This window comes from Couchioplanes caeruleus (assembly GCF_023499255.1).
Lineage (GTDB): Bacteria > Actinomycetota > Actinomycetes > Mycobacteriales > Micromonosporaceae > Actinoplanes > Actinoplanes caeruleus_A.
In genome coordinates, this window is the sequence record NZ_CP092183.1 from 801,888 (window position 1) to 824,379 (window position 22,492).

Genomic DNA, 22,492 nt, shown 5'->3' on the forward strand with positions numbered 1-22,492 from the left:
GTACCGGTCAGTCGTCGTTCTTGATGACGCCCGTCGCCGACGGGTCGGTCTGACGGACGTCGCCGAGGCCGGCGACCACGAGCGTGAGCTTCTCGTCCGGCTCGCGGAGCCGGTCGCCGCGCACCTTGACGGTGAAGGTCACGCCGGTCTCACCCGCGGGGATCGACTTGCACCCGAAGTAGGGGTCGAAGTCGACGACCGGCCACGCCGAGCCGGGCACCGCGGTGGCGCACACCGTGAGCGGCTGGCTCAGCGGACGCGACAGGGTGACGGGGAAGCTCAGCGCCGTCGTCCCGCTGTTGCCCTCGGCCACGGCGGCGTCGGCCGTGGTCAGCGCCGCCTTCGACTGGAAGCGGGCGATCTGCGGGTCGTGGTCGCTCGAGCCCTTGGAGCCGTTGGCCTCGTCCTCGGCCGCCCAGTCCGCGTTGATGTGCGCGGCCCGCATCTCGATCAGGTCGCCGTGCAGGGCGTCGTTGACGAAGAGGTTGTCGAGCGTCTGGGCCTGGCCGTCGAACACGTACGAGTACGCCGACGAGGGCGCGTCCGCCACCAGGTCATCCCAGAGGTTGTGCAGTCCGGCCTCGTAGAGCGGCCCCAGCTGGTCGGCCGGCTTGGCGGGAACCGGCTCGTCCGGCCGCGGGAAGACGTTCAGGTCGCCGCCGTACGCGATCCGCGCGTGCGGGTGGGTCGCCCCGATCGCCGTCGTGATCGCAGCACCGTAGGTCGCCTGTTCCCGGCGCTGGCCGACGCGGCTGTCCGGACCGGAGCTGTAGTGGTTGCTGATCGCCCACAGCTGGAAGTGCTCCGAGGCGCCCGGCGCGGCCTTCACGTCGAAGAGTGCCACCTGGGGCGCCCGGGTGAAGACGTTCGCACCGTCCACGCCGGTGGACCGGTCCACGTCGGCGGGAAGCACCGCGTTGAGAGCCTTCGGGTTGGACACGTCGGCGTTACCGGCGAGCGGCGTGCCCCGGTACTGCACCTGCGGCGCCGAGCCGAGGATCGGGTCATCCGCGGGGGCGGCCGCGAGCGACAGCCGGTCGGTGCGGTAGAGGAACGCCGCCGTGATGCCACGCGCGTCCGCGCCGGTGCGGTCGAACGCCGCCGCGTACGCCGGCCCGCCCGCGTTCTTGATCGTGAGCGCGAGGTCCTGCAGCGTGTCCGGCTGCCCGTCCGCGTTGTTCGTGTCCCCGCAGCTCAGCGCCGTTCCCGAGACCGTGCAGATGTCCTGGTCCTCCGCTTCCTGCGCCAGGATGACGTCCGGCGAGTGCATGCTGTTCACGATCTGGTCGGCCAGGTTCCCCAGCTTCTCGGTGTAGGCGGCCTCACTCGCCGGCACGTAGTCGAACGGCGGGCTGACCCCGGGGCACCCGGAGTTGCCCGTGAAGTCGCAGCCGTCGAACGGGTCGTCGCGGTAGTCGTACAGGTTCTCGACGTTGTAGGTGGACACCGCGAACTCGGAGCCGCGCTTGGCCGGCTTGGGCGGGTTGTTCTTCGACGGGTCGGCGCCCGCCGCGAACTCCGCGGTCGACGGCTGGATCCCGTACTTGTTGAAGGCGTAGTAGACGCCGCCGACCGCGTCGGCCGACAACGTGTCGAAGGTCTTCACCGGCGGCAGCAGGGTGCTGTTGTCACCGGCGGTCGCCTTGACGCCCATCGGGCCGAGCAGGATGCGGTCGCCGTTGCCGTTGTCGAAGCGGGCCGGGTCGTCGTCCAGCGGGTGAGCGTCGCGGAAGGCCCGGCGCGCGTACGGGTCGGCGCGGTCCAGCAGCGGGTCGTCCTTGTCGACGACCCAGATCTCGGCGTCGGCCGTGTCGCTGAAGACGTTGCGGCCCGACACGGCGCCGGAGCCCGCGCGCACCCGCAGCTGCATGCCCTCGTGCTGCTCCCAGAACAGGTCGGCGGCGGCCACGTCGACCGGCGGCGTCGCGTCGTCGACCTGGACCTCGCTCATCGGTACGCCCGAGGCGAGCTTCGTGACCAGCGAGGCACTGGAGAGCTGGGTCAGCGAGTAGTACTCGGACACCCGCGCCTTGACCACGATCTCGTCGCCGACCGTGGGCACGTAGCCGCCGACCAGCGACGTGAACGAGCCCATGAACACGAAGATGCCGTCGGAGCTGGCCGGGTCACCGTCCTCGGTGCCCTTGCGGCTCTGCAGGAAGAAGCCGTTCTGGTCGGCGCCCGCGGCCGTTCGCGCCAGTGTGCGCTGCGTGACGACACCGCGAACCTCGTACAGGGCGCTGCTGGTGCCGTTGCCGGACGGGTTCGCCAACGGGGAGCGGTGGGTGCGGGGCGAGGATGTGGTGCTGCCCTGCACCGCGCCGACCGACAGGGGTTCGTCAGCCGCCCGTGCCACGCCTGGGATCAGCACAGCCGTCAGAACGGGGGCGACAAGAACGGGCAATATGCGTGGGTAGCGCACGAAGCCTCCACAACGGAGCTTGAAAAGGGGTACGCCGACCCTAAAGGCCCAGGTCAGTCCGTGGGTTCCAGTCTCTGTACCAGTTGCGCAACGTCGGCGATGTATTCGTACCAGTCCCGGTCGGACTGGAAGCCCAACTCGGCGTTAACCTTCAGCATCGACTCGCTGTGCTGCGCGTTCCAGGTCTGCACCTCGCCCAGACCCGGCTCCGCCGTCCGCAGCTCGAGCAGCATCCGGGCCTTGATCGCCCGGTCGATCCCGTAACCGCGATGTTCACGCACGACGATGGTGTCGTACTGGTCGGCGCGTTCCGGATGCTGCGCCGGCACGACCAGCTCCGTCAGGCCGGCAACCGTCCCGGTCGCCTCATGGATCGCGAGCACGATGTACGGCTTGAGCCCACGCCGGTGCAGCGTGTCGAGGCTGTCGCGCAGTCGCTGCGGATCGGACGAGCTCGGGCGCAGGTCCAGGTCGTTGTCGTCGCCGTCCTGACCCTCGAGCTTCGCCTGCGCGTACGCCTCCAGCAGGCTCTCCGGCGGGCCGCCCGGGTGGTACTCGACGCGGTACCCGGCGCTGATGCCGCTCGCCATCGCGCTCAGGGCGCTCCAGTCCACGCTGGACAGGCTCAGCACGCTGCGCGTCTCCACGTACTCCTTCTCGAAGCCCAGCGCCTCGTAGAAGGGGATCGCCGGGGTGTCACCGATCGCCTCGACGCCGATCGACGAGAACCCCTCGAGGTACGCGCGGCGGGCCGCGACCGCGACCAGTTGCTGACCGAGGCCGCGGCGGCGCAGATCGGGGTGCACGAGCACCTCCAGCACGCCGATGTCACCCAGCAGCAGGAGGGTGACGTGCCCGAAGACCTTGCCCGTGCCCTCGGGCAGCCGGTCGTCCTCGGCCACCCAGCTGATCCGGCGCTCGCCCGGCATCGTCTCGGCCAGGTACTCCCTGACCTGCACGTCCTGCCACGGTGGATCGTCCGGGAGATCCGCTGCGAGCACGTCGTTCAGCGTCTCCACGAGCGATCGGATCTCCTCGTCCGACGCGGACCGGGGATCCCATTCACGCACCCTCACCCGTACAGCTTGCCGGTATCTCGACATTCAGGGAAGTGCCGGGGGAGCAAATGTACGCGACCCGTCACTGTGGGTGGTCCGTTAGACGCGGCTGCGCTGGCCGTATTCGTTGGCGGCGTCGAAGACCTTCTGCGCGTACGGGCGTACGGCGTTGTAGGACAGAATGGCGTCCCACCAGGCGTCCGCCCTGGACAGGTCCCGCCCGCCCCGGCACAGATAGACGGCCGCGGCGAGGGATGCGTCGTCGATGTCGTTGGGGTCCGACACACCGTTGTTGTCGGCGTCCACCGCGTTGCCGGCCGAGATCTCGTTCCACGTCTGCGGGATGAACTGCAACGGTCCCATCGCACGGTCGTACTGGGCGTCCTTGTCGAGCACGCCCTGATCGGTGTCGCGGATCAGCTGGCGGCCGCCCTTGCCGTCGAGCGGCAGACCGAAGATCGCCGGCGCCACTGTGCCGTCCACGCCGAGCACCGCGCCGTTCGCGCTGCCGTGTGCGGATTCCACCTTCGCGATGGCGGCGATCGTGGTCCAGCTCAGGTGGCAGCTCGGGGCGGTACGGCTGACGACCAGCTCGGCGTACCCGTAGGCCTGGACCGCGACCACCGGGATCCCGACCCGCGTCCCGGTCTGCTGGGCCCACCCGGCGAGCACATCGGCCGGCCGGCCGCCGGCAACCCCCACGGGCGGCGTCGTGGGCAGGCCGCCCGGCGCGGTGGCCGCGGAACTGACACCCGGCAGGCTCGGCAGCCCGCTCGCGCTGGGCAGCGGCGCGCCCGACCCCCCGCCATCCAGGCCGAAGTTCGGCGTCGCGCTGGGCGACGGCGCGGACTGCAGAGCCTGCGGTACGAGGTAAGCACCGGCCGTCCCGGCGGCGCCGAGGAGCAGTACGGCTATGACGGCCGGCAGGATGAACCGGCCGGACGGGCGCTTGGCCCACTCCGAGGTGTTGCGGACCACGCGTACGGGATTGGCCTTGCGCAGCACCCGGGTGGTCCGGCTGCGCGCCGCGAGCGCGACGGCCGTCGCCGATGGTGTTGTGGCGCCCTCTTCCGGCTGCTTCTCCCCGGCCTTGGTCTCTGCCGAAGGGCTGCTCGCTGCCTTGTCCGAGGGCTGGGTGGTCGCTTCCTCGCTCGGCTTGTTCTTCGCCGGCTCGTCCGCGGTGCTTCCGGCCGGCCTGTCCGTGGTCTTCCCGGACGGCTCCTTCGCAGACGTGCCTGCGTCGGTTGCGGTCCTCTTCTCCGCTGCCGCGGCGGGGCTCCCGGTCGGGGTGGAGCTTCGATCTTCCCCGTCCCCGGCGAGGGGCCCGGCCGGCTTTTCCGCCCCTTCGGCGAGAGGCCCGGCCGGCTTTTCCGCCCCTTCAGCGAGAGGCGGTGCCGGCTTCTCTGCCTCTCCGGCGGGGCTCACGGCAGGCTCCTTCGCCTCCGCGGCGGGCGGCTCATCGGGCGCGGCACCCGAGCTGCCCAGAGGGCCGCCGGAGTGCGGCGCCGCTGGTCGCTTCGAGGGTGTGTCGTGCCCGTCTACCACCCGCAGAAGACTACCGGTCGAGGGCCACCGCCGGGTGCCATGGATTCTGGCCAATGGAGTGCCATGGGCTCCGGCCAATCTTTGGTCAACAACTACGCACGTGCGATGCAGCGCGGGGGCCGGTCCAGCCAATACGCTGTTCGGATGCCGCGATACGACTTCCGTTGCCGCGCATGCGGTGACACCTTCGAACTGAATCGCCCGATGGCCGAGGCGTCGGCCCCGGCGACCTGCCCACAGGGCCATAAGGACACGGTCAAGCTTCTCTCCACGGTCGCCGTGACGGGCCGGGGCGGCACCGCGCCGTCTGTGCCGGCCGGCGGCGGCGGTGGGGGCGGCTGTTGCGGTGGAGCCTGCGGCTGCTGACAACCGGCGGTACTCGGTGCGACCCGTCTCCCGGCCGGCCGAGCGAGCCGGCTGGACGAGCGAGCCGGCTGGACGAGCGAGCCGGCTGGACGAGCGAGCCGGCTGGGCGAGCGAGCCGGACGGCAAGCGATCCGGACGGCTCGTTCGGATCGGACGGATGAGCGGGCCGAGCGAGCGACCGGTGATGAGCGATCCGCGCGAACGCGCGACCCTGACCGGGCGGCCCGCGACCGACGGTGAGTGGCCGACGATCGAGTGTTTGCCGAACGCAGGTCCGAGGGGCCGGCCGATCGCGGTCCGTGTTCGCGGGGTGGCAGTCGTGGCCAAAGGTGAGTGAGCCAGGGTCGCGGGGGTCCAACTGCTACAGCGTCTCCGCCGGCTCAACTCGCCCACCACCGTGGATAGCGGACCGCCGGCCGTCCACTGCGGGCACTCTCGGTGGGTGACCGGGCAGTGACTTGTCGGAGTCGTGCAGGACGCCGCGCCTGAGGTCTCCTGGGCGTACGTCCGTTCGGGGGTTGGAAATGACCAACTGCTGCGTGACCCGCACATGAACCGCCTCGTTACGTCACGCGTAGTGCCGTGCGTGGATGTGGACGACGGCTCCGGGGTCGCCCGAACGGGGTCGGCCGTGGCGGGTGGATGGTTACCGACCGTTTCTACGATGTGCCCCGTGATTGCTGTGCGGCAGCATGGAGCGCGACTTCCCAAGGGGGCGGAGGTTCACACCGTGTCGGGACGGACCGAGCTGCCGAGTGGGCTGGTGACCTTCATGTTCACCGACATCGAAGGCTCGACTCGGCTGGCCAGGATGCTCGGCGACGGATATCGCAGCGTGCTGAACGCCCATCGCGGCGTCATCCGGGATGCGGTACGTAATCACTCGGGGATCGAGCTTTTCACTGAGGGTGATTCCTTCTTCGTGGCTTTCGCGGATGCCGCCGAAGCGGTCGCCGCCTGCGTGGCGTCACAGCGCGCACTCGCCGACCACCCGTGGCCGAGCCCCGACGTGGCCCCTCGCGTGCGGATGGGGCTCCACACCGGATGGGCCCAGCCGGTCGGCGGCGAGTACACCAGCCATGAGGTCCACCGTGCCGCCCGGGTGTCCGCGGCTGCTCACGGCGGCCAGATCATCTGCTCCGAGGCGACGGCGCTGGCGGTGAGCGTGTGGTCCGCGGACCTGCTTCCCGGCGTTCCGGTCGCGGGGGCGCACAACCACGGGCGCCACGCCGCCGACACTGCCGGGATGCCGCGCCGCGCCCACAACCTGAACCGCACCGCTGCAGGACTGCTGACCCGGCCATTCGCGTCGGCTGAGCCCCGCGGCACGAGAACCCCGACCGGCACGGCAGCGGCCGGAACGACCATCGGCTCGGCAGCGGCGGGAACGACCATCGGCTCGGCAGCGGCGGGAACGACCATCGGCTCGGCAGCGGGAACGACCATCGGCTTGGCGGCGGCAGGCACCACTATCGGCTCCGTAACGGCGGGAACGACCATCGGCTCGACGGCGACCGGAACGACCATCGGCTCAGCAGCGGCCGGCACCGCCGCCGGTCCGGCAGCGACCAGAACTGCCTTCGAGGCGGCCGCGGCCGGCACCGTGGCGTGGGAGCCGGCCCGGGGACCCGCGGCGAGCAGGACAGCGTTCGAGGTGCCGGCGGCGGGCGGGTCCGCGTACCAGGCGGCCGCCCGGTCCGCGATCGACCTGGTTGATCTCGGGCAGCACCGGCTGCGCGGGTTCGACGATGCCGAGCGGCTCTTCCAGATCGTCGCTCCCGGCCTTCAGCGGTCCTTTCCCGAGCCTCGTACGGAGAGCGCCCCCGTCCACAATCTGCCGGCCGCGCTGACCTCGTTCGTGGGGCGGCAGGCCGAGGTCGCCGAGTTGCGGGGACTGGTCGGGGAGCACCGGCTCGTCACCGTGGCCGGTGCCGGCGGTGCGGGCAAGACGCGGATCGCGCTGGCGGTCGCCGAGCAGGTGCTGGCGGCGTACGCGCAGGGGGTCTGGGTTGTCGATCTCGCCGAGGGGGTGCCGGAGGCCGCCTTGGCGGCCGCGATGGGGGTACGGCCGGAGCCGGCGCGACCGGTTCTCGAGTCCGTCGTCGAGCGGTGCCGGGACGGCCGGATCCTGCTGGTGCTGGACACCTGCGACGCGCATCCCGGAGCGGTACGGCGTCTGGTGCGGCGGCTGCTCGGCGCCTGCCCCCGGCTGGATGTGCTGGCGACGTCGCGGGCGCCGCTCGGGGTGCCGGGCGAGCTGGTGTGGCGGCTGCCGCCGATGGCGCCGGCGGATGCGTACGCACTGCTCAGTGAGCGTTCGGTTGCCGCGCGGGGCGGGCGTGCGGTGTCCGCGGAGGAGTCCGGTGACCTGGGGCGGGTGGCGTCGAAGCTGGACGGTCATCCGCTGGCGATCGAACTGGCCGCCGACCGGTTGCGGCTGCTGTCCGCGGCCCAGCTGGCCGCGCGGCTGCACGACCCGATCGCGGCCCTCGACGCCGGCCGGGAAGGCTGGGAGAACCCCTTCCTCCGCGGAGTCGCCGGCAACTGGGAAGCCGCCGAATCGCCGGCAAGCGGTAGCTGGGAAGCTGCCGAATCGCCCGCGCGCGGCGGCTGGGAGATCGTCCAGCCGGCCGGGCCCCGGCAGCCGGTCGAGTCGTTCCGGGACCGGCACACCAGCCTGACCCGCAACCTCGACTGCTCCTACCGCGCCCTGAGCGATCGGGCCGCCGCCCTTCTGCGCCGCCTCGCCGTCTTCGCCGGCCCGGTCGAGCTGGCCACCGTCGAATGGTCCGGCGACGACGCGTTCGGCGCCCTGTCGGAGCTGGCCGACCGGTCGCTCGTCGAGGTCGTGGCCGGGCCGCGGTACCGGTTGGGTGATCAGGTACGTGCGTACGCGGCGCGCCGGCTCGCCGCGGCCGGGGAGGAGCGGGTGGCTCGGGACCGGCATGCCGCCTGGTCGTTGCACACGCTGGACGGTGTCGTCGTCGACACGGACGGGCAGCCGCGGACGGTGTCGTTGACGGAGCTGTCGCCGTACGTGAAGGAGTGGGAAGCCGCTCTGCGGTGGTCGGTGTCGGGTGGCGACGCTCGGGCGGGGCTGCGGCTCGCCGCGGCGCTGGACCCCTGGTGGCGCGAGCACGGCGGCGCGCGGGCCGGGCGGGACCTGCTGTACCGGCTGTACGGCCGGCTGGAGGGTGCCGAGGTGACGCCGGGGGAGCTGGCGTCCGCGTACCTCCTCCATGCCGGCCTGTCGGGCGACCGCGACGAGCGCGACCGCTTCCTGCAGCGGGCCGAGGAGGCCGCTCGGCGGGCGGACGATCCGGTTCTTCTGGTACGGGCGCTCGCCGGTCACCGCGTCTCGCTCATCGAGGCGGGCCGGCTCGACGACGCGGAGCTGCTGTGCCGGGAGGTCATCCGCGCTGCCGAGCGTACGGGTGCCCCGGCCGCCGCGCTGCCGACGATCATCGCGCTCGCCGAGTTGCTGTGGCGGCGGGACGCCCTGGACGAGGCGGCGGAGTTGCTCGGCGGGGCTCGGGTGATGGAGGCGACGCGGCCGGAGGACCGGGGCCGCCGTACCGTCGACTGGCTTCTCGGGATGGTCGCGTTGCGCCGCGGTGACCTGGTCGCCGCGCACGACCACCTGGTGGTGGCCCTGCGGTCCCGGCTGCGGCACGGTTTCCGGGGTGCCGCCGCCGACGCGGTCGCCGCCATCGCGGTGCGCTGCGCGATGGGTGGGGATCCGGTCAGCGCGTCCGTCCTGTTCGGCGGGGCGGAGTCGGTGCGGGGTGCGCGCCGGGCGACGCAGTTCGGGGTGTTCTGGGGGAACCAGCAGGGTGTCCTGCGGCAGCTCCTCGGCGACGCGGCGTTCGACGCCGCGTACGCGGACGGGGCGCAGATGGGTTTCACCAGCGCGGTGGCGACCGCGCTGGCGGTGGAGCACCCGGACCTGGAGCACGGCTCGGCCCGTTTCGCCCAGACCCTGGGCTGATCGCGGCCGGGCGAGAGCCGAGCGGGGCACGGCTGAGCTGACCCCGCACCGGAAGGGTCGGCGCGGGGTCAGGGCGGTTGGAGGAAGATCAGCCGACGAGCGCCCGGGCCCGGTCGACGTCGGACGGGTTGACCGCCTCCAGGGAGCCGAAGATGCTGACTGCCTGGTAGTACGTCCAGGCCAGGCTGTAGCAGGCCGGCTGGACGACGACGCTGTACGTCGCGCACTTGCGCTTCAGGTCGGCGTAGAACATGGAGTCGAGCCGGGACTTGTTGGCGTCGAACGTGCCGAGGTCCTTGTAGTTGCGGTAGCCGAAGTCGTGGTGCCAGCACGACAGCTTGAAGTCGAAGCCGAGCGGGTTGTCCGGGCTCGACGAGCAGTAGTCCGTGGACCAGTCGAAGTTGTACGACGCCCACGGCTCGCGGTTGAGCCGGGCGGCATTCCAGGCGTTGGTGCTGGTCGCGGTGGTCTGTGTCCAGCCGGACAGGACGGATGCCTTGCTCTCCGCGGCGTGGGCCGCAGCCGCGGGTACGAGCAGGGCGAGAGTTGAGATCAGGACGACGAGGAGACGGCGGGGCGACCGGTTCATCGGAACCTCCAGCGGTGGGGGCCACTGGCTGTAAGTCTTCGACTCCATAGGGTTATAACACAACGGAGATGACGAAATATCCTTAACGATGCTTCAACTTACTCGTGGGTATTCCCTCGCGGCCGGGACCTGTGATGTCCTGAGAAACGCCGTGGGGTGCGGCGGCTATGGTGTGACCGTGCAGGCGGACGTCAGGTGATCCATCTCCCGCTGGTCCGGCAGGGCCCGCTGCGTGCCCTGGCCGTCCGGCTCGTGGCCGCGATCGTGCTCGTCCTGCTCACGGTGCTGGTGATCTACCTCGACCGGGACGGCTACCGCGACGTCAACGAGGACGGCCTGACGCTGCTCGACAGCTTCTACTACGCGGTCGTGTCGCTCTCGACCACCGGCTACGGCGACATCACCCCCGTGACGCCCGACGCGCGCCTGGTCAACATCGTGTTCATCACCCCCGCGCGGGTGCTCTTCCTGATCATCCTGGTCGGCACGACCCTCGAGGTGCTGACCGACCAGTACCGGAACAGCCTGCGGGTGAACCGGTGGAGGCGAAAGTTGAAGGACCACATCATCGTCTGCGGCTACGGCACCAAGGGCCGCGCCGCGATCAGCGCCCTGCTCGAGACCGGATACGACAAGTCCCGCATCGTCATCGTGGAGAGCCGGGAGGTTGCGCTGCGGCAGGCTGCCGCGAACGGGCTCGTCGCCATCGAGGGCAACGCCACGCGTTCCGCGGTCCTGATGCAGGCGGACGTCAAGAACTGCAAGGCGGTCATCATCGCGACGGACACCGACGAGGCGTCCGTGCTCATCTCGCTGACCGTACGGCAGCTGACCGCCGGCCAGGTCCGCATCATCGCCGCCGTCCGCGAGCAGGAGAACGCCGCCCTGCTCAAGCAGAGCGGCGCCCACCACGTGATCGTCTCGTCCTCCACCGCGGGCCGGCTGCTCGGGCTCACCACGACGACGCCCCCGCTGATCGACGTGGTCGAGGACCTGCTCACCCCGGGTCAGGGCATGGCGCTGGCGATGCGCTCGGCGGAGCGCAGCGAGGTCGGTCAGAACCCGCGCGAGCTGAAGACGCTGGTGGTCGCTCTTATCCGGCGCGGCAAAGTGGTGCCGCTCGGCGGGGAGCAGGCGGAGACCATCGAGACCGGTGACATGCTCATCTACATCCGGGACGAGGAGAAGAGCATCCCGACGGCCGTCTGACGACGACCGCCGGGGAGGGCTACAGGATCGTCCAGGTGTCGCCGGCGCTGAGCAGGTCGCTCAGCATCGCCTCCGGCGTACCCGTCGCGGTGGCCTGCGCGTCCTGGAGCTGCTTCTGCACCAGGTTGTCGTAGGTCGGGCGCTTGACGTTGCGGAAGACGCCGATCGGGGTCGTGTTGAGGTCCGAGCCCGACAGGCGGGACAGCGCGAACGCGTACGCCGGGTCGTCGACCGTCGCGTCGTGCACGAGGGGGGTGCCGCCCTCCTGCACCTGCAGGCCGAAGCTGCCCTCGGGGTGGACGACCGAGTAGCGGTTGTCCGTGCCGAAGGTGATCGGCTCGCCCTGCTCGAGGCGGATCAGGTGCTCGTCGCGCGTACCCGGGTCCTTGAGCAGCTCGAACGCGCCGTCGTTGAAGATGTTGCAGTTCTGGTAGATCTCCACGAACGCGGAGCCCTCGTGCTCGGCCGCCGCGCGCAGCACCGACTGCAGGTGCTTGCGGTCGGAGTCGATCGTGCGGGCGACGAACGTCGCCTCCGCGCCCAGTGCCAGCGACAGCGGGTTGAACGGCGCGTCGTTGGACCCCACCGGCGTCGACTTGGTGATCTTGCCGAGCTCGGAGGTGGGCGAGTACTGGCCCTTGGTCAGCCCGTAGATCCGGTTGTTGAAGAGCAGGATCTTCAGGTTGACGTTGCGGCGCAGCGCGTGGATCAGGTGGTTGCCGCCGATCGACAGCGCGTCGCCGTCACCGGTCACGACCCACACCGACAGGTCGGGGCGGGACGCGGACAGGCCGGTCGCGATCGCCGGCGCGCGGCCGTGGATCGAGTGCATGCCGTACGTGTTCATGTAGTACGGGAAGCGCGAGGAGCACCCGATGCCGGAGACGAAGACGATGTTCTCCCGCGGGATGCCGAGCTCCGGCATGAAGCCCTGCACGGCGGCCAGGATCGCGTAGTCACCGCAGCCCGGGCACCAGCGCACCTCCTGGTCGGACTTGAAGTCCTTCGCGGTGAGCTTGACGGGGGTGAGCGGAATCGTCGGGCTAGCCATTCTTGACCACGTCCTCGAGCATGTTCTCCAGCGTCGCGGCCGTGAACGGCAGGCCGCTGACCTGGTTGAAGGGGACCGCGTCGACCAGGAACCTCGCCCGGACCACGTGAGCCAGCTGGCCCAGGTTCATCTCCGGGATCACGACCTTGTCGTACGCCTTGAGCACCTCACCGAGGTTCGCCGGCAGCGGTGCCAGGTGCCGCAGGTGCGCCTGGGCGACCGGCAGGCCACGCTGGCGCAGGGCCCGGCAGGCGGCGCCGATGGGCCCGTACGTCGAGCCCCAGCCCAGCACCAGCACGCGGGCGTTCTCGTCCGGGTCCTCGACCTCGACGTCGGGGACGGGGATGTTCTCGATCCGCGCCGCGCGGGTGCGGACCATGAAGTCGTGGTTGGCCGGGTCGTAGGAGATGTCACCGGTCTTGTCGGCCTTCTCCAGGCCGCCGATGCGGTGCTCCAGGCCCGGCGTGCCGGGGACGGCCCACGGCCGGGCCATGGTCTCCGGATCCCTCAGGTACGGCAGGAAGCGCCCGTCCTCGGTGTTCGGCTCGGTGGCGAACGACACCTGCAGGTCCGGCAGCTCGGAAACCTCGGGCAGCAGCCACGGCTCGGAGCCGTTGGCCACGTAGTTGTCGGAGAGCAGGATGACCGGCGTGCGGTAGGTCAGCGCGATCCGCGCCGCCTCGATGGCCGCGTGGAAGCAGTCCGACGGAGACTTCGGCGCGATCACCGCGAGCGGGGCCTCGCCGTGGCGGCCGTACAGCGCCATGTTGAGGTCGGCCTGCTCGGTCTTGGTCGGCATGCCCGTCGACGGGCCGGCACGCTGCACGTCGACGATGACCAGCGGCAGCTCCAGCGCGATGGCCAGCGAGATCGTCTCGCCCTTGAGCGCCACGCCGGGGCCCGAGGTCGTGGTGACGCCGAGCGCGCCGCCGTACGAGGCGCCGAGCGCCGCACCGACCGCGGCGATCTCGTCCTCGGCCTGCATGGTGGTGATGCCGAACTTCTTGTGCTTGCTCAGCTCGTGCAGGATGTCCGACGCCGGGGTGATCGGGTACGCGCCCAGGAACACCGGCAGCTTGGCGCGCACACCGGCCGCCACCAGGCCCAGCGCGAGCGCCGCGTTCCCGGTGATGTTGCGGTACGTCCCCGGCAGCATCTTGGCCGGCTTGACCTCGTAGCGCACCGAGAAGGACTCGGTGGTCTCGCCGTAGTTCCAGCCCGCCTGGAAGGCCGTCTTGTTCGCGGCGACCAGCTCGGGGCGCTTGGCGAACTTGCGCTCGAGGAACCGCAGCGTCGACGCGTACGGCCGCGAATACATCCAGCTGAGCAGGCCGAGCGCGAACATGTTCTTGGCCCGCTCGGCGTCCTTCTTCGACAGGCCGGAGTCGGCCAGCGCGGCCACGGTCATCGAGGTCAGCGCCACCGGGTGCACCGACCACTCGCCCAGTGAGCCGTCCTCGAGCGGGCTCACCGCGTACCCCACCTTGGCGAGGTTGCGCTTGGTGAACTCGTCGGTGTTCACGATGATGTCCGCGCCGGCCGGCAGGTCGGCGAGGTTGGCCTTCAACGCCGCCGGGTTCATCGCGACCAGCACGTTCGGCGCGTCGCCGGGCGTGAGGATGTCGTAGTCGGCGAAGTGCACCTGGAAGCTCGACACACCCGGCAGGGTGCCCGCTGGTGCGCGGATCTCCGCCGGGAAGTTGGGTAGCGTCGAGATGTCGTTGCCGAGCTGAGCGGTCTCCGACGTGAACCGGTCACCGGTGAGCTGCATACCGTCACCGGAGTCCCCGGCGAACCGGATGACCACGCGATCCAGCTGCTCGACACGCTTCGCGGGAGCGGCCACGTTCCAACCTCCTGAGGGCGCCGGCCTGCGCGGGTACGCACGTCGATGAGCCGGCCCGCATTCGTTACTTCCAGCCTACGTCGCCGCCCCTTACCAGTGGTTGCCACAGGCTGTCCGATCGAACACAGTAGCCAGGTGAGCCTTTCCTCAGCCAATCGAGTCCACCTGGTGATTCGCTAGAGTGCGGGCGTGGACGGGTATCTGGGTACGTACGCGACGCTGGGCCTGGTGCTGGCCGCCGGTGTGCTCGTCTTCGTCGGCGCGTTCGGGGCGAACCGGCTGCTCAGGCCCGCTCACCCGGCCGAGCCCGCGGGCAAGCGCATCGCGTACGAGAGCGGCATCGACCCCGTCGGGGGCGACTGGGCGCAGGCGCAGATCCGTTACTACGTCTACGCGTACCTCTATGTGCTCTTCGCCGTCGAGGCGGTCTTCCTCTTCCCGTGGGCCGTCGTCTTCGACCGCCCCGGCTTCGGCGGGGTCACCGTCGCGGAGATGGGCATCTTCGTCGCGGTGCTCGCGCTCGGCATCCTGTACGCCTGGCGCAAGAAGATCCTCACCTGGACGTGACCCCCTCGGGGGGTGGCGGGCTCGCCACGCCGCACGGCTCGTGCCACGATCGTGCCCATGGGTCAGCTTCTCCTCTTCGTCGTCGTGGCGCTCGTGGTCGCGGCGATCGTCTTCGGCGTGACCGTCATGGTGAGCGGCGGGGATCCCGGCCTCGCGCCGGTCGAGCCCGACGGCAAGGCGCTGCCGCTGCCCAGCGACCGGCCGCTGGCGGAGGAGGACGTGTTCCGGACCCGCTTCGACACGGTGTTCCGCGGCTACCGGATGGCCCAGGTCGACCAGGCGATGCAGCGGGCGGCGTACGACATCGGCTACAAGACCGAGCTGATCAGCGTGCTGGAGGCCGAGGTCGCGGCGCTGCGTGAGGGCCGGACGGCGGACGCCGACGTGCTGCGCCGGGCCCGGGAGGCCGCGGTGGCGCCGCCGGCCGCGGTGCCGGCCTCCTCCGGCCCGGCGCCCGACATCCTCTCTTCGGACCCGGCCGACGAGGCTCCGCGCGACGAGGCTCCGGCCGGCGAGGCTCCGGCCGATGGGGCTTCGGCTGGTGGGGCTTCGGCTGGTGGGGCTCCGGCCGGCGGTGCTTCGGCCGGCGGTGCTCCGGCCGATTCGGCGAAGGAGCCGGCGAAGGTCTCCGAGGCGGGCGCCGAGGAGAAGGCGGCGGAGCGCCGATGAGCGAGACCGAGCAGGTCGGTGGGCTCGGCGACGCCGCACGGCCGGGAACCGGTGAGGTCACCGCCACCGTCATCGTCAACGCCCCGGCTCCCCGGGTCTTCGCCGCCTTCCTGAACTGGGAGAAGCAGAGCGAGTGGATCCCGTTCACCAAGGTGCGCGTGGTGGAGGGCGACGGCGGCGAGGGCAGCCTGATCGAGGCGATCACGGCCGTCGGCCCGGCCGCGCTCCGCGACGAGTTCCGCGTGGTCCGCATCGACGCGCCGTACGAGCTGCGGGTCGTGCACTGCGGCAACGTGCTGCGCGGCCCGGGCTCGATGCGCTGCACGGCCATGGGCGGCGACCGTACGCAGGTGGTCATGCACGAGTGGTTCCACCTCCCCGGTCCCGTGGGCAAGCTGGCGTGGCCGGTGCTGTGGCCGGGCTCCAAGCTCGGCTTCAAGGGCGCGCTGAAGAAGTTCGGGCGGCTGGTCGAGGAGGGCAAGCTGCCCTGACCGATTTTGTCGGTGGGTGCTCCTAGGGTGTCGCCCATGACGGATGACATCTCGCCGTTGGGCGCTCCCACCATCGGCCTCGCCCCGGCGGACGCCCTGGCCCGGGGCCTGGTGATCGGCGAGGACGGGCGGGCCCGGTGCTTCTGGGGCGGCAGCACGCCCGACTACGTGGCATACCACGACACCGAGTGGGGCCGGCCGCTGCACGGCGACGACGCCCTCTTCGAGCGCATGTGTCTCGAGGCGTTCCAGTCGGGCCTCTCCTGGATCACCATCCTGCGCAAACGGCCCGCGTTCCGGCAGGCGTTCGCGGGCTTCTCGATCGAGGCGGTGGCGGCCTTCGACGCCGAGGACGCCGACCGGCTCATGGCCGATCCGGGCATCGTCCGCAACCGGATGAAGGTCGACGCGGCGCTGCACAACGCCCGGGTCGCCGCGGACCTGCCCACCGGCCTCTCCGAGCTGCTCTGGTCGTACGCCCCGGCTCCCCGGCCCCGTCCCGCGACCAGGCAGGACGTGCCGGCCACCACGCCCGAGTCCGCGGCGATGGCCAAGGACCTGAAGAAGCGCGGGTTCAAGTTCGTCGGCCCGACCACGGCGTACGCGCTCATGCAGGCGACCGGCATGGTGGACGACCATCTCGCGGGCTGCCACGTCGCGCCCGCCGGGACGTGACGCCGGCCGGGTGACACGGGCGCCGGCCCGGCGGGGTCGCCGTCATGGCGCGCGGGGGCCGCGTGATGTCATAGGCGCATGGCTCAATGGGCGGTGACCATTCCTGCGGACCGGTGGGCGACCGAGCGGTTGTTCCACCACGACACCCTGACGGTGGCCGGCACGGCCGGCGTCGCACCCGCGGCCGGTGACGAGGTGCTGCTGGTGACCGAGGGGGAAGCCCCGCACGTGGTGGCCCTCGGCGTGGTGGCGGAGCAGGAGTCGCGGCGGCGGGGAGCGCACGGGGTGCCCGAGGTCGAGGTGGCCTACACCCGGCGGTCGTTCGACGCGCCCGTCGCGGCTGATGAGCTCGCGCTCGACGCGCCGATCACGGCCGTGGACGCCGAGGTGTTCCGCCGGCTCGCCGCCGGGCTGGGTGGCGACCGGGACAAGCAGACCTGGCTGGTCAGCCTGGACCTGCCGATCGAGGCGGCCACCCCGGCCGAGGCCGTACGCCAGTTCTGGTCGTACGTGGTGGAGCTGGGGCCGGCCGAGCTGCCCACGTTCGTCTCGCCGTCCGGCGACGAGCTGGCGATGCAGGCGTTCGTGCTCGGCGAGGAGGCCAACCAGGACCCGGAAGAGGACGAGGACGACTGAGGCGTCCCGGCGACCACGACAAACGGGCCCCGGAGCGACCGCTCCGAGGCCCGCTGTCATATCTGACGAGGTCAGCCGCCCAGGCTCGCCGCCGCGGAGGCGATCGAGGACGAGAAGTAGCTCACCTGGGTGTAGACGCCGGGCTTGTTGGGCCGGGCGCAGCCGTCGCCCCAGCTGACGATGCCGACCTGGATCCACGCGTTGTTGGCGTCGCGGCGGAACATCGGGCCGCCGGAGTCGCCCTGGCAGGTGTCCACGCCGCCCTGGGTGTAGCCGGCGCAGATCTCGTCGGACGGGATGACCTCGCCGTTGTACATGCTGCTGGAGTTGCAGGTCGCGTCGCTGACGAACGGGACCGTGGCTGTCAGCAGGTAGCGCTGCTGGGCGCCGCCCTCACGCGCCGCACCCCAGCCGGCGATCGTGAACGTGCCCGTGTCGTACGCCGTCGTCTTCGCGATCGGCAGCGTGGCGAGGCCGGTCACCGGGCTGGAGAGGCGGATGAGCGCCCAGTCCTTGCCGTTGCCGTTGTAGCCGGGCGCCCGGTACACGTAGTTCGACCGGCGCGTGATCTTGCTGCTGGAGTTGAGGTCCACGACACCCAGCGTCGCGGTGATCGACGTGTTGGTGCCCGTGCCGTTGACGCAGTGCGCCGCGGTCAGCACCAGCGTGGGGCTGTACAGCGCGCCGCCGCAGCCCATCGAGAGGCGCACCATGAACGGGAAATCGCCCTGGTTGGCGCGGCTGCCGCCGACCACCTTCTGCGGGCCGTCGTCGGCGGCCGCCGCGGGGGACGTCTGCATCGCGGTGCCCATCGCGGCCACCGTGAGCGCGGCCGCGAGCCCGCCCATCATCCTGCGCCACCTTGCCATCCGGACCTCCTGACGAAACCGATCCGGGACCGGCCGGTGGCCGGCCCCGAAGGTGAGCGAAGGGACGCCCGGTGGGGCGCTCCTTCACGGTTGCGCCAGAGCCTACGCATCCACGGATGTGTATGTCGCTATCCCGAAAGGCTCATATCGCGGGGCGGGGTGCGGGTCAGCGCCCCTCGAAGACCGGCTTCTGCTTGGCGACGAAGGACGTCACGGCGTTCCGGTGGTCGCCGGTGGCCCCGCAGATCGCCTGGGCCTGCGCCTCCGCCGCCAGCGCGTCCGACAGGGTCCCCGCCGTACCGATGGAGAGCTCGCGCTTGATCGCCGCGTACGCGACCGTCGGGCCGGCGGCGAGCCGGGCGGCGAACTCCTGAGCCGTCGGCAGCACCTGCTCGTCGTCGTCGAGCAGCTGGGTGAGCAGGCCGTAGTCGTAGCACTGCTGGGCGCGGACCGGCTCGGCGAGCAGGAGCAGCTCGAGGGCGCGGGCGCGGCCGACGATGTGCGGCAGCGACCAGGACACGCCCGAGTCGCCGGCGAGGCCGACGTTGGCGAAGGCCATGAGGAACGTCGTCTTCGGGCCGCCGATGCGGAAGTCGGCGAGCAGCGCGAGCGAGGCGCCGGCGCCCGCCGCGGTGCCCCGTACGGCCGCGACCACCGGCTTCGGCAGGCTCGCGAGCCGCTGCGCGATGGGGTTGTAATGGGCCCGTACGGTGTCCAGCTCGGTCGAGCCGCGCTCGAGGATGCCCGCGTGCTCGCGCAGGTCCTGACCGACGCAGAACGCCTTGCCCGCCCCGGCCAGCACGACCGCCCGCACCGAGCGGTCCACCTCGATCTCGGCGAGCGTGTCCCGCAGCGCCTCCTTGAGGTCGACATCGAGGGAGTTCATGGCGTCGGGGCGGTTCAGGGTCAGGGTGACGACCGCGTCGGTGCGGTCGACGAGCAGCGAGTCAGTCATGTGTCTGAGAATCCCACACGGCCGTTACGGGACGCTGAAGCGAGGCAGCGCTCGACGAAGCGGTCGGCCGCCGGGCGCAGGCGGGCTGCGTGCTTGTCGAAGAACGAGGCGGCGCTGACCCCCGGCCAGCGGGGCGGCAGCAGCGACGCCGGCAGCTGCGGGTCGCGGAAGAGGAACGAGCGCCACGCGTGCACGAGCTGGAAGCGGGCCGCGTACGCCTCCTCGTCGGAGCTGCGCGCGGTGATCGCGGTGACGGCGGGGCGCTGGGCGGCCACGAACTCCTCGTACGCCTTGCCGATCTCCTCGAGGTTCCACGCCCGTCCCACCAGGTGGGCGGCACCGGGGGAACCCGCGGCGTGCCCGGCGCTGAACCGCTCGTACGTGACCCCGGTCCCGGTGAGCACCGCGTCGACCTCCTCGGCCGCCCGCGGCGCGACCCAGGCACGGTCGTCGAGCATCCCGTACCCGAGGAAGGCGAGCCGCTGGGCCTCGCGGCGCGGGAGCGGCGCGCCGAGCAGCACCAGATCGAAACGGCCGTCCCAGCCGGACCGTCCGGTCCGGTAGATCCGCGCGGAAGCTTCGTCGAGCCTCCGCGCTGCCTTGGGGGTGAGCAGATAACCTGGCCCGGACCCGAGTCGCAGCGGATGCAGCCAGCCTTGCCGCACCATGCGGGAGACGGCGGTGCGCACGGCGGGGGCGGCGATGCCGAGCGGAGCGAGCAGTTTGACGAGGGCCGCGACCGGCGCCCGGCCGCCTCTGGGGCGCAGGTAGTCGCCGTAGAGGTCGAAGAGTGCCGACCGCGCCTGCATGACCGCACATTGTGACAGCCCGAAAGACGATATGCTAGACGCTGTCACATCAGCCCGGGCTGGGTTTGGGTTCGCCGGTGTTCATCAGGGAAAATGTTTGATCGGCACGGTGGGCCCCGTCGCGTGACCTTGTGACGAGGCCCGCAACGCTGCGGTCTCGGGTCGGTCCAGCGGGCGCGATCCCGGCGGTCGGCAACGAGTACGGCGCACTGTGGGGCTGAGCACAGGGCGTGATGAAGTGGCTGTGGGGCAACCCACCGTCCCTGATGTAGGTCTGAGGGGAGACAAGATGGCGGCGATGAAGCCGCGGACGGGCGATGGTCCGCTGGAGGTCACCAAGGAAGGGCGCGGCATCGTCATGCGCGTCCCGCTGGAAGGTGGTGGCCGTCTCGTCGTTGAGATGACTCCGGACGAGGCCAACGCGCTGGGTGACGCGTTGAAGGCGATCGCCGGCTGACGTTTCACGTGGCCCGCCGGTACGGTACCGCCGTACCGGCGGGCTTTCCATGTCTTCGCGGAAGGGTCATCCTCCAGTGTTCGCGATACGCCTGGTGACCGAGCCGGAGCCGGGGACCTGCGTGCTCCCCGCGGACGATTCCGGCGTGCTCGCGGACGGTGACGACGAGACCGCCGAGCTGCACCGCACCGCCGGCGAACCGGGGCGGGCGGGCGCCGTGCAGGTGGTGCCGCGTCCGCTGCGTACCCCTGCCAAGATCGTGATTGTCGGCGTCGGGGCCGGCGACGAGGCCGGCTGGCGTGCCGCCGGGTCCGCCGCGGTCCGTGCCGTGCGGTCCGACGAGGCGCTGCACATGGTCCTGCCCGACGGTGTCGACGCGGCGGCCGTGCGAGGGTTCGCCGAAGGCGTCTGGTTCGCGGCCTACCGGTTCCGCGACGCCGTCGACGGCCCCCGGTCCGTCGAGGTCACGCTGCAGACCTCCACCCCTGACGCGTACGCCGCAAGCCTGGAGTCCGCCCGCGTGACCGCCGCGGCGACCTGGCTCGCCCGCGACCTGACCAACACGCCGTCCTCGGTGAAGAACCCGGCCTGGTTCGCCGCGCAGGTGGTGACCGAGGCGGCGACACGCCCGGGACTCACCGTGACCGTGCGCGAGCCCGAGCAGCTGCGCGCCGAGGGCTTCGGTGGCCTGCTCGCCGTCGGCGGCGGCTCCGCGACCCCGCCCCGGCTGGTGGAGCTGGCCTGGCAGCCGGCGGACGCGACCCGGCACGTCGTCCTGGTCGGCAAGGGCATCACGTTCGACACCGGCGGCATCTCGATCAAGTCCCGCGACGGCATGAAGCTCATGAAGAAGGACATGGGCGGCGCGGCGGCCGTCGTCGCCGCCACGCTGGCCGCGGCGGACCTGCACCTTCCCGTACGCATCACCGCGCTCGCGCCGCTGGCGGAGAACGCGGTCAGCGGCTCGGCGTACCGGCCGGGCGACGTGATCACCCAGTGGGACGGCAGCACGACGGAGACCACCAACTCCGACGCGGAGGGCCGGCTCGTGCTCGCCGACGCCCTCGGGTACGCCGTCGCCCGCCTGGACCCGGACGTGGTGCTGGACGTGGCCACGCTGACCGGCGCCAACTCGGTAGCCCTGGGCAAGGGCACCGCCGCCCTCTACAGCTACGACGACGCCCTCGCCGAGGCCCTCGAATCGGCCGGGCGGGCCGCCGGTGAGCGGATGTGGCGGCTGCCGCTGCCCGACGACTACGTCGAATACCTGCACAGCGACATCGCCGACCGGCACAGCTCACCCACGCGGGGCGCGGGTTCCGTGGTCGCCGCCCTGTTCCTGAGCGAATTTCTGGGCGACAAGGCCGGCAGCTGGGCGCACATCGACATGTCGGCGCCCAGCTGGGCCGAGACCCACGAGGGCGACCTGACCAAGGGCGCCACGGGCTGGGGCGTGCGTACCCTCCTGCGCTACCTCACCGCTTGACGGCCGCCAGGATGCCGGCGCCGGCCGGGATCAGGGCCGGGATCCACTCCTCGGACTCGCGGACCGCCTTCACCGTCTCCCGGATCGTGATCGTGTCCACGTCCCGGGCCGCGGGGTCGCTGATCCGGCCGCCGGCCAGCGCGCCGTTCACCACCAGGACGCCGCCCGGGCGCAGCAGCCGCAGCGCCGCCTCGGCACACGCGCCGAACTCGGTGGCGTCCGCGTCGACGAAGACCAGGTCGTAGACGCCGTCCGCGAGCCGGGGGAGGACGTCGAGCGCCCGGCCGGTGATGATGCGCGTACGGGACGCGGCGAAGCCCGCCTCGGCGAAGATGCGCCGGGCGATGCGCTGGTGCTCGTTCTCGACGTCGATCGTGGTGAGCACCCCGTCGGGCCGCATGCCGCGCAGCAGCCAGACGCCGCTGACCCCCGTACCCGTGCCGATCTCGACGACAGACTTGGCGCTGCCCGCGGCGGCCAGCAGGCTGAGCACGGACCCCGCGCCCGGTGTCACGCAGGAGAGCCCCACCTCACGGGCGAGGCTGCGGGCGGTCTGCAGCACGACGTCCTCGGCGGCGTACGCCTCCGCGAACTGCATGGACTGCGCGCTGGGGGTGCCGAGCTGGCGGGCTGCGGTGACGATGACGAACCTCCGTGTGGGATGCGCGGGAGACAACCGGTGCACATCGGGTATGAGCGTAGAGCGATGCACTCCCTTCGCGCACCGGGACTTCGGCGGCGGAAAGCGGCGATGAGACGCTCGGGGGACCGCACAGAGCGGATGACCGCCACCGATCCGTGTCA

At 71.4% G+C, this 22,492-nt stretch carries 19 protein-coding genes and 1 pseudogene; 10 read left to right on the forward strand and 10 right to left on the reverse strand.

The genetic code is table 11. The annotated features are described in order from the left end of the window. Positions 1-7: 7 nt before the first annotated feature. The 3 genes and pseudogenes from COUCH_RS03825 to COUCH_RS03835 all read right to left on the reverse strand — a co-directional run. Positions 8-2,344: pseudogene (locus COUCH_RS03825) on the reverse strand (lamin tail domain-containing protein); the annotation flags it as partial. 131 nt (positions 2,345-2,475) lie between these two features. Continuing rightward, a complete protein-coding gene (locus tag COUCH_RS03830) occupies positions 2,476-3,498 on the reverse strand; it encodes a GNAT family N-acetyltransferase (protein WP_249610716.1) in 1,023 nt (340 codons plus the stop codon). A gap of 81 nt (positions 3,499-3,579) precedes the next feature. Further along, complete coding sequence (locus tag COUCH_RS03835; RefSeq protein ID WP_249610717.1) at positions 3,580-4,485, reverse strand: hypothetical protein; 906 nt, start codon at positions 4,483-4,485, stop codon at positions 3,580-3,582. Positions 4,486-5,169: 684 nt separating this feature from the next. Here COUCH_RS03835 and COUCH_RS03840 point away from each other — a divergent pair. Beyond that, on the forward strand, positions 5,170-5,391 hold the full coding sequence (locus tag COUCH_RS03840) for an FmdB family zinc ribbon protein (RefSeq protein WP_249610718.1): 222 nt from the start codon (positions 5,170-5,172) through the stop codon (positions 5,389-5,391). A 730-nt stretch (positions 5,392-6,121) separates the two neighbouring features. Continuing rightward, entirely contained in the window at positions 6,122-9,379 is a 3,258-nt protein-coding gene (locus COUCH_RS03845) for an adenylate/guanylate cyclase domain-containing protein (protein WP_249610719.1), read from the forward strand. Positions 9,380-9,467: 88 nt separating this feature from the next. Here the strand turns inward: COUCH_RS03845 and COUCH_RS03850 are convergent, their stop codons facing one another. Continuing rightward, positions 9,468-9,968 (reverse strand): phospholipase, encoded by a 501-nt coding sequence (locus tag COUCH_RS03850; protein WP_249610720.1) that lies wholly within the window; start codon positions 9,966-9,968, stop codon positions 9,468-9,470. A 195-nt stretch (positions 9,969-10,163) separates the two neighbouring features. Between COUCH_RS03850 and COUCH_RS03855 the strand changes: the two genes are divergently transcribed. Further along, entirely contained in the window at positions 10,164-11,177 is a 1,014-nt protein-coding gene (locus COUCH_RS03855) for a potassium channel family protein (RefSeq protein WP_249610721.1), read from the forward strand. Positions 11,178-11,196: 19 nt separating this feature from the next. Here the strand turns inward: COUCH_RS03855 and COUCH_RS03860 are convergent, their stop codons facing one another. Further along, positions 11,197-12,228 (reverse strand): 2-oxoacid:ferredoxin oxidoreductase subunit beta, encoded by a 1,032-nt coding sequence (locus COUCH_RS03860; RefSeq protein ID WP_249610722.1) that lies wholly within the window; start codon positions 12,226-12,228, stop codon positions 11,197-11,199. Further along, positions 12,221-13,999 (reverse strand): 2-oxoacid:acceptor oxidoreductase subunit alpha, encoded by a 1,779-nt coding sequence (locus tag COUCH_RS03865; protein WP_249613551.1) that lies wholly within the window; start codon positions 13,997-13,999, stop codon positions 12,221-12,223. The genes COUCH_RS03860 and COUCH_RS03865 overlap by 8 nt, the downstream gene beginning before the upstream one ends. A 264-nt stretch (positions 14,000-14,263) precedes the next feature. On the opposite strand from COUCH_RS03865, the gene ndhC reads away from it, so the two are divergent. The 5 genes from ndhC (at position 14,264) to COUCH_RS03890 (ending at position 17,112) form a co-directional block, all read left to right on the forward strand. After that, positions 14,264-14,641, forward strand: a complete 378-nt coding sequence (gene ndhC / locus COUCH_RS03870) for an NADH-quinone oxidoreductase subunit A (RefSeq protein WP_249610723.1) — start codon at positions 14,264-14,266, stop codon at positions 14,639-14,641. Positions 14,642-14,698: 57 nt separating this feature from the next. Next, a complete protein-coding gene (locus COUCH_RS03875; protein ID WP_249610724.1) occupies positions 14,699-15,310 on the forward strand; it encodes a DivIVA domain-containing protein in 612 nt (203 codons plus the stop codon). Beyond that, positions 15,307-15,801 carry an SRPBCC family protein gene (locus COUCH_RS03880; protein ID WP_249610725.1) on the forward strand — a complete coding sequence of 165 codons (495 nt, stop codon included), beginning with the start codon at positions 15,307-15,309 and terminating at the stop codon, positions 15,799-15,801. The genes COUCH_RS03875 and COUCH_RS03880 overlap by 4 nt, the downstream gene beginning before the upstream one ends. 111 nt (positions 15,802-15,912) lie before the next feature. Further along, entirely contained in the window at positions 15,913-16,476 is a 564-nt protein-coding gene (locus tag COUCH_RS03885; protein ID WP_249613552.1) for a DNA-3-methyladenine glycosylase I, read from the forward strand. Between the two features lie 78 nt (positions 16,477-16,554). Then, entirely contained in the window at positions 16,555-17,112 is a 558-nt protein-coding gene (locus tag COUCH_RS03890) for a hypothetical protein (RefSeq protein WP_249610726.1), read from the forward strand. 71 nt (positions 17,113-17,183) lie between these two features. Here the strand turns inward: COUCH_RS03890 and COUCH_RS03895 are convergent, their stop codons facing one another. From COUCH_RS03895 to COUCH_RS03905, 3 genes are all read right to left on the reverse strand, one after another. Next, positions 17,184-17,981 carry a S1 family peptidase gene (locus tag COUCH_RS03895; protein WP_249610727.1) on the reverse strand — a complete coding sequence of 266 codons (798 nt, stop codon included), beginning with the start codon at positions 17,979-17,981 and terminating at the stop codon, positions 17,184-17,186. A gap of 166 nt (positions 17,982-18,147) precedes the next feature. After that, positions 18,148-18,936 (reverse strand): enoyl-CoA hydratase-related protein, encoded by a 789-nt coding sequence (locus tag COUCH_RS03900; protein WP_249610728.1) that lies wholly within the window; start codon positions 18,934-18,936, stop codon positions 18,148-18,150. Next, positions 18,933-19,745, reverse strand: coding sequence for a PaaX family transcriptional regulator (locus COUCH_RS03905; RefSeq protein WP_249610729.1), 813 nt, complete (start codon positions 19,743-19,745; stop codon positions 18,933-18,935). The genes COUCH_RS03900 and COUCH_RS03905 overlap by 4 nt, the downstream gene beginning before the upstream one ends. A gap of 289 nt (positions 19,746-20,034) precedes the next feature. Between COUCH_RS03905 and COUCH_RS03910 the strand changes: the two genes are divergently transcribed. After that, positions 20,035-20,202 carry a DUF3117 domain-containing protein gene (locus tag COUCH_RS03910; RefSeq protein WP_015625691.1) on the forward strand — a complete coding sequence of 56 codons (168 nt, stop codon included), beginning with the start codon at positions 20,035-20,037 and terminating at the stop codon, positions 20,200-20,202. Between the two features lie 76 nt (positions 20,203-20,278). After that, positions 20,279-21,688 carry a leucyl aminopeptidase family protein gene (locus COUCH_RS03915; RefSeq protein WP_249610730.1) on the forward strand — a complete coding sequence of 470 codons (1,410 nt, stop codon included), beginning with the start codon at positions 20,279-20,281 and terminating at the stop codon, positions 21,686-21,688. Here the strand turns inward: COUCH_RS03915 and COUCH_RS03920 are convergent. Continuing rightward, positions 21,678-22,286, reverse strand: a complete 609-nt coding sequence (locus tag COUCH_RS03920; protein WP_249613553.1) for an O-methyltransferase — start codon at positions 22,284-22,286, stop codon at positions 21,678-21,680. The genes COUCH_RS03915 and COUCH_RS03920 overlap by 11 nt on opposite strands. Positions 22,287-22,492: the final 206 nt, after the last annotated feature.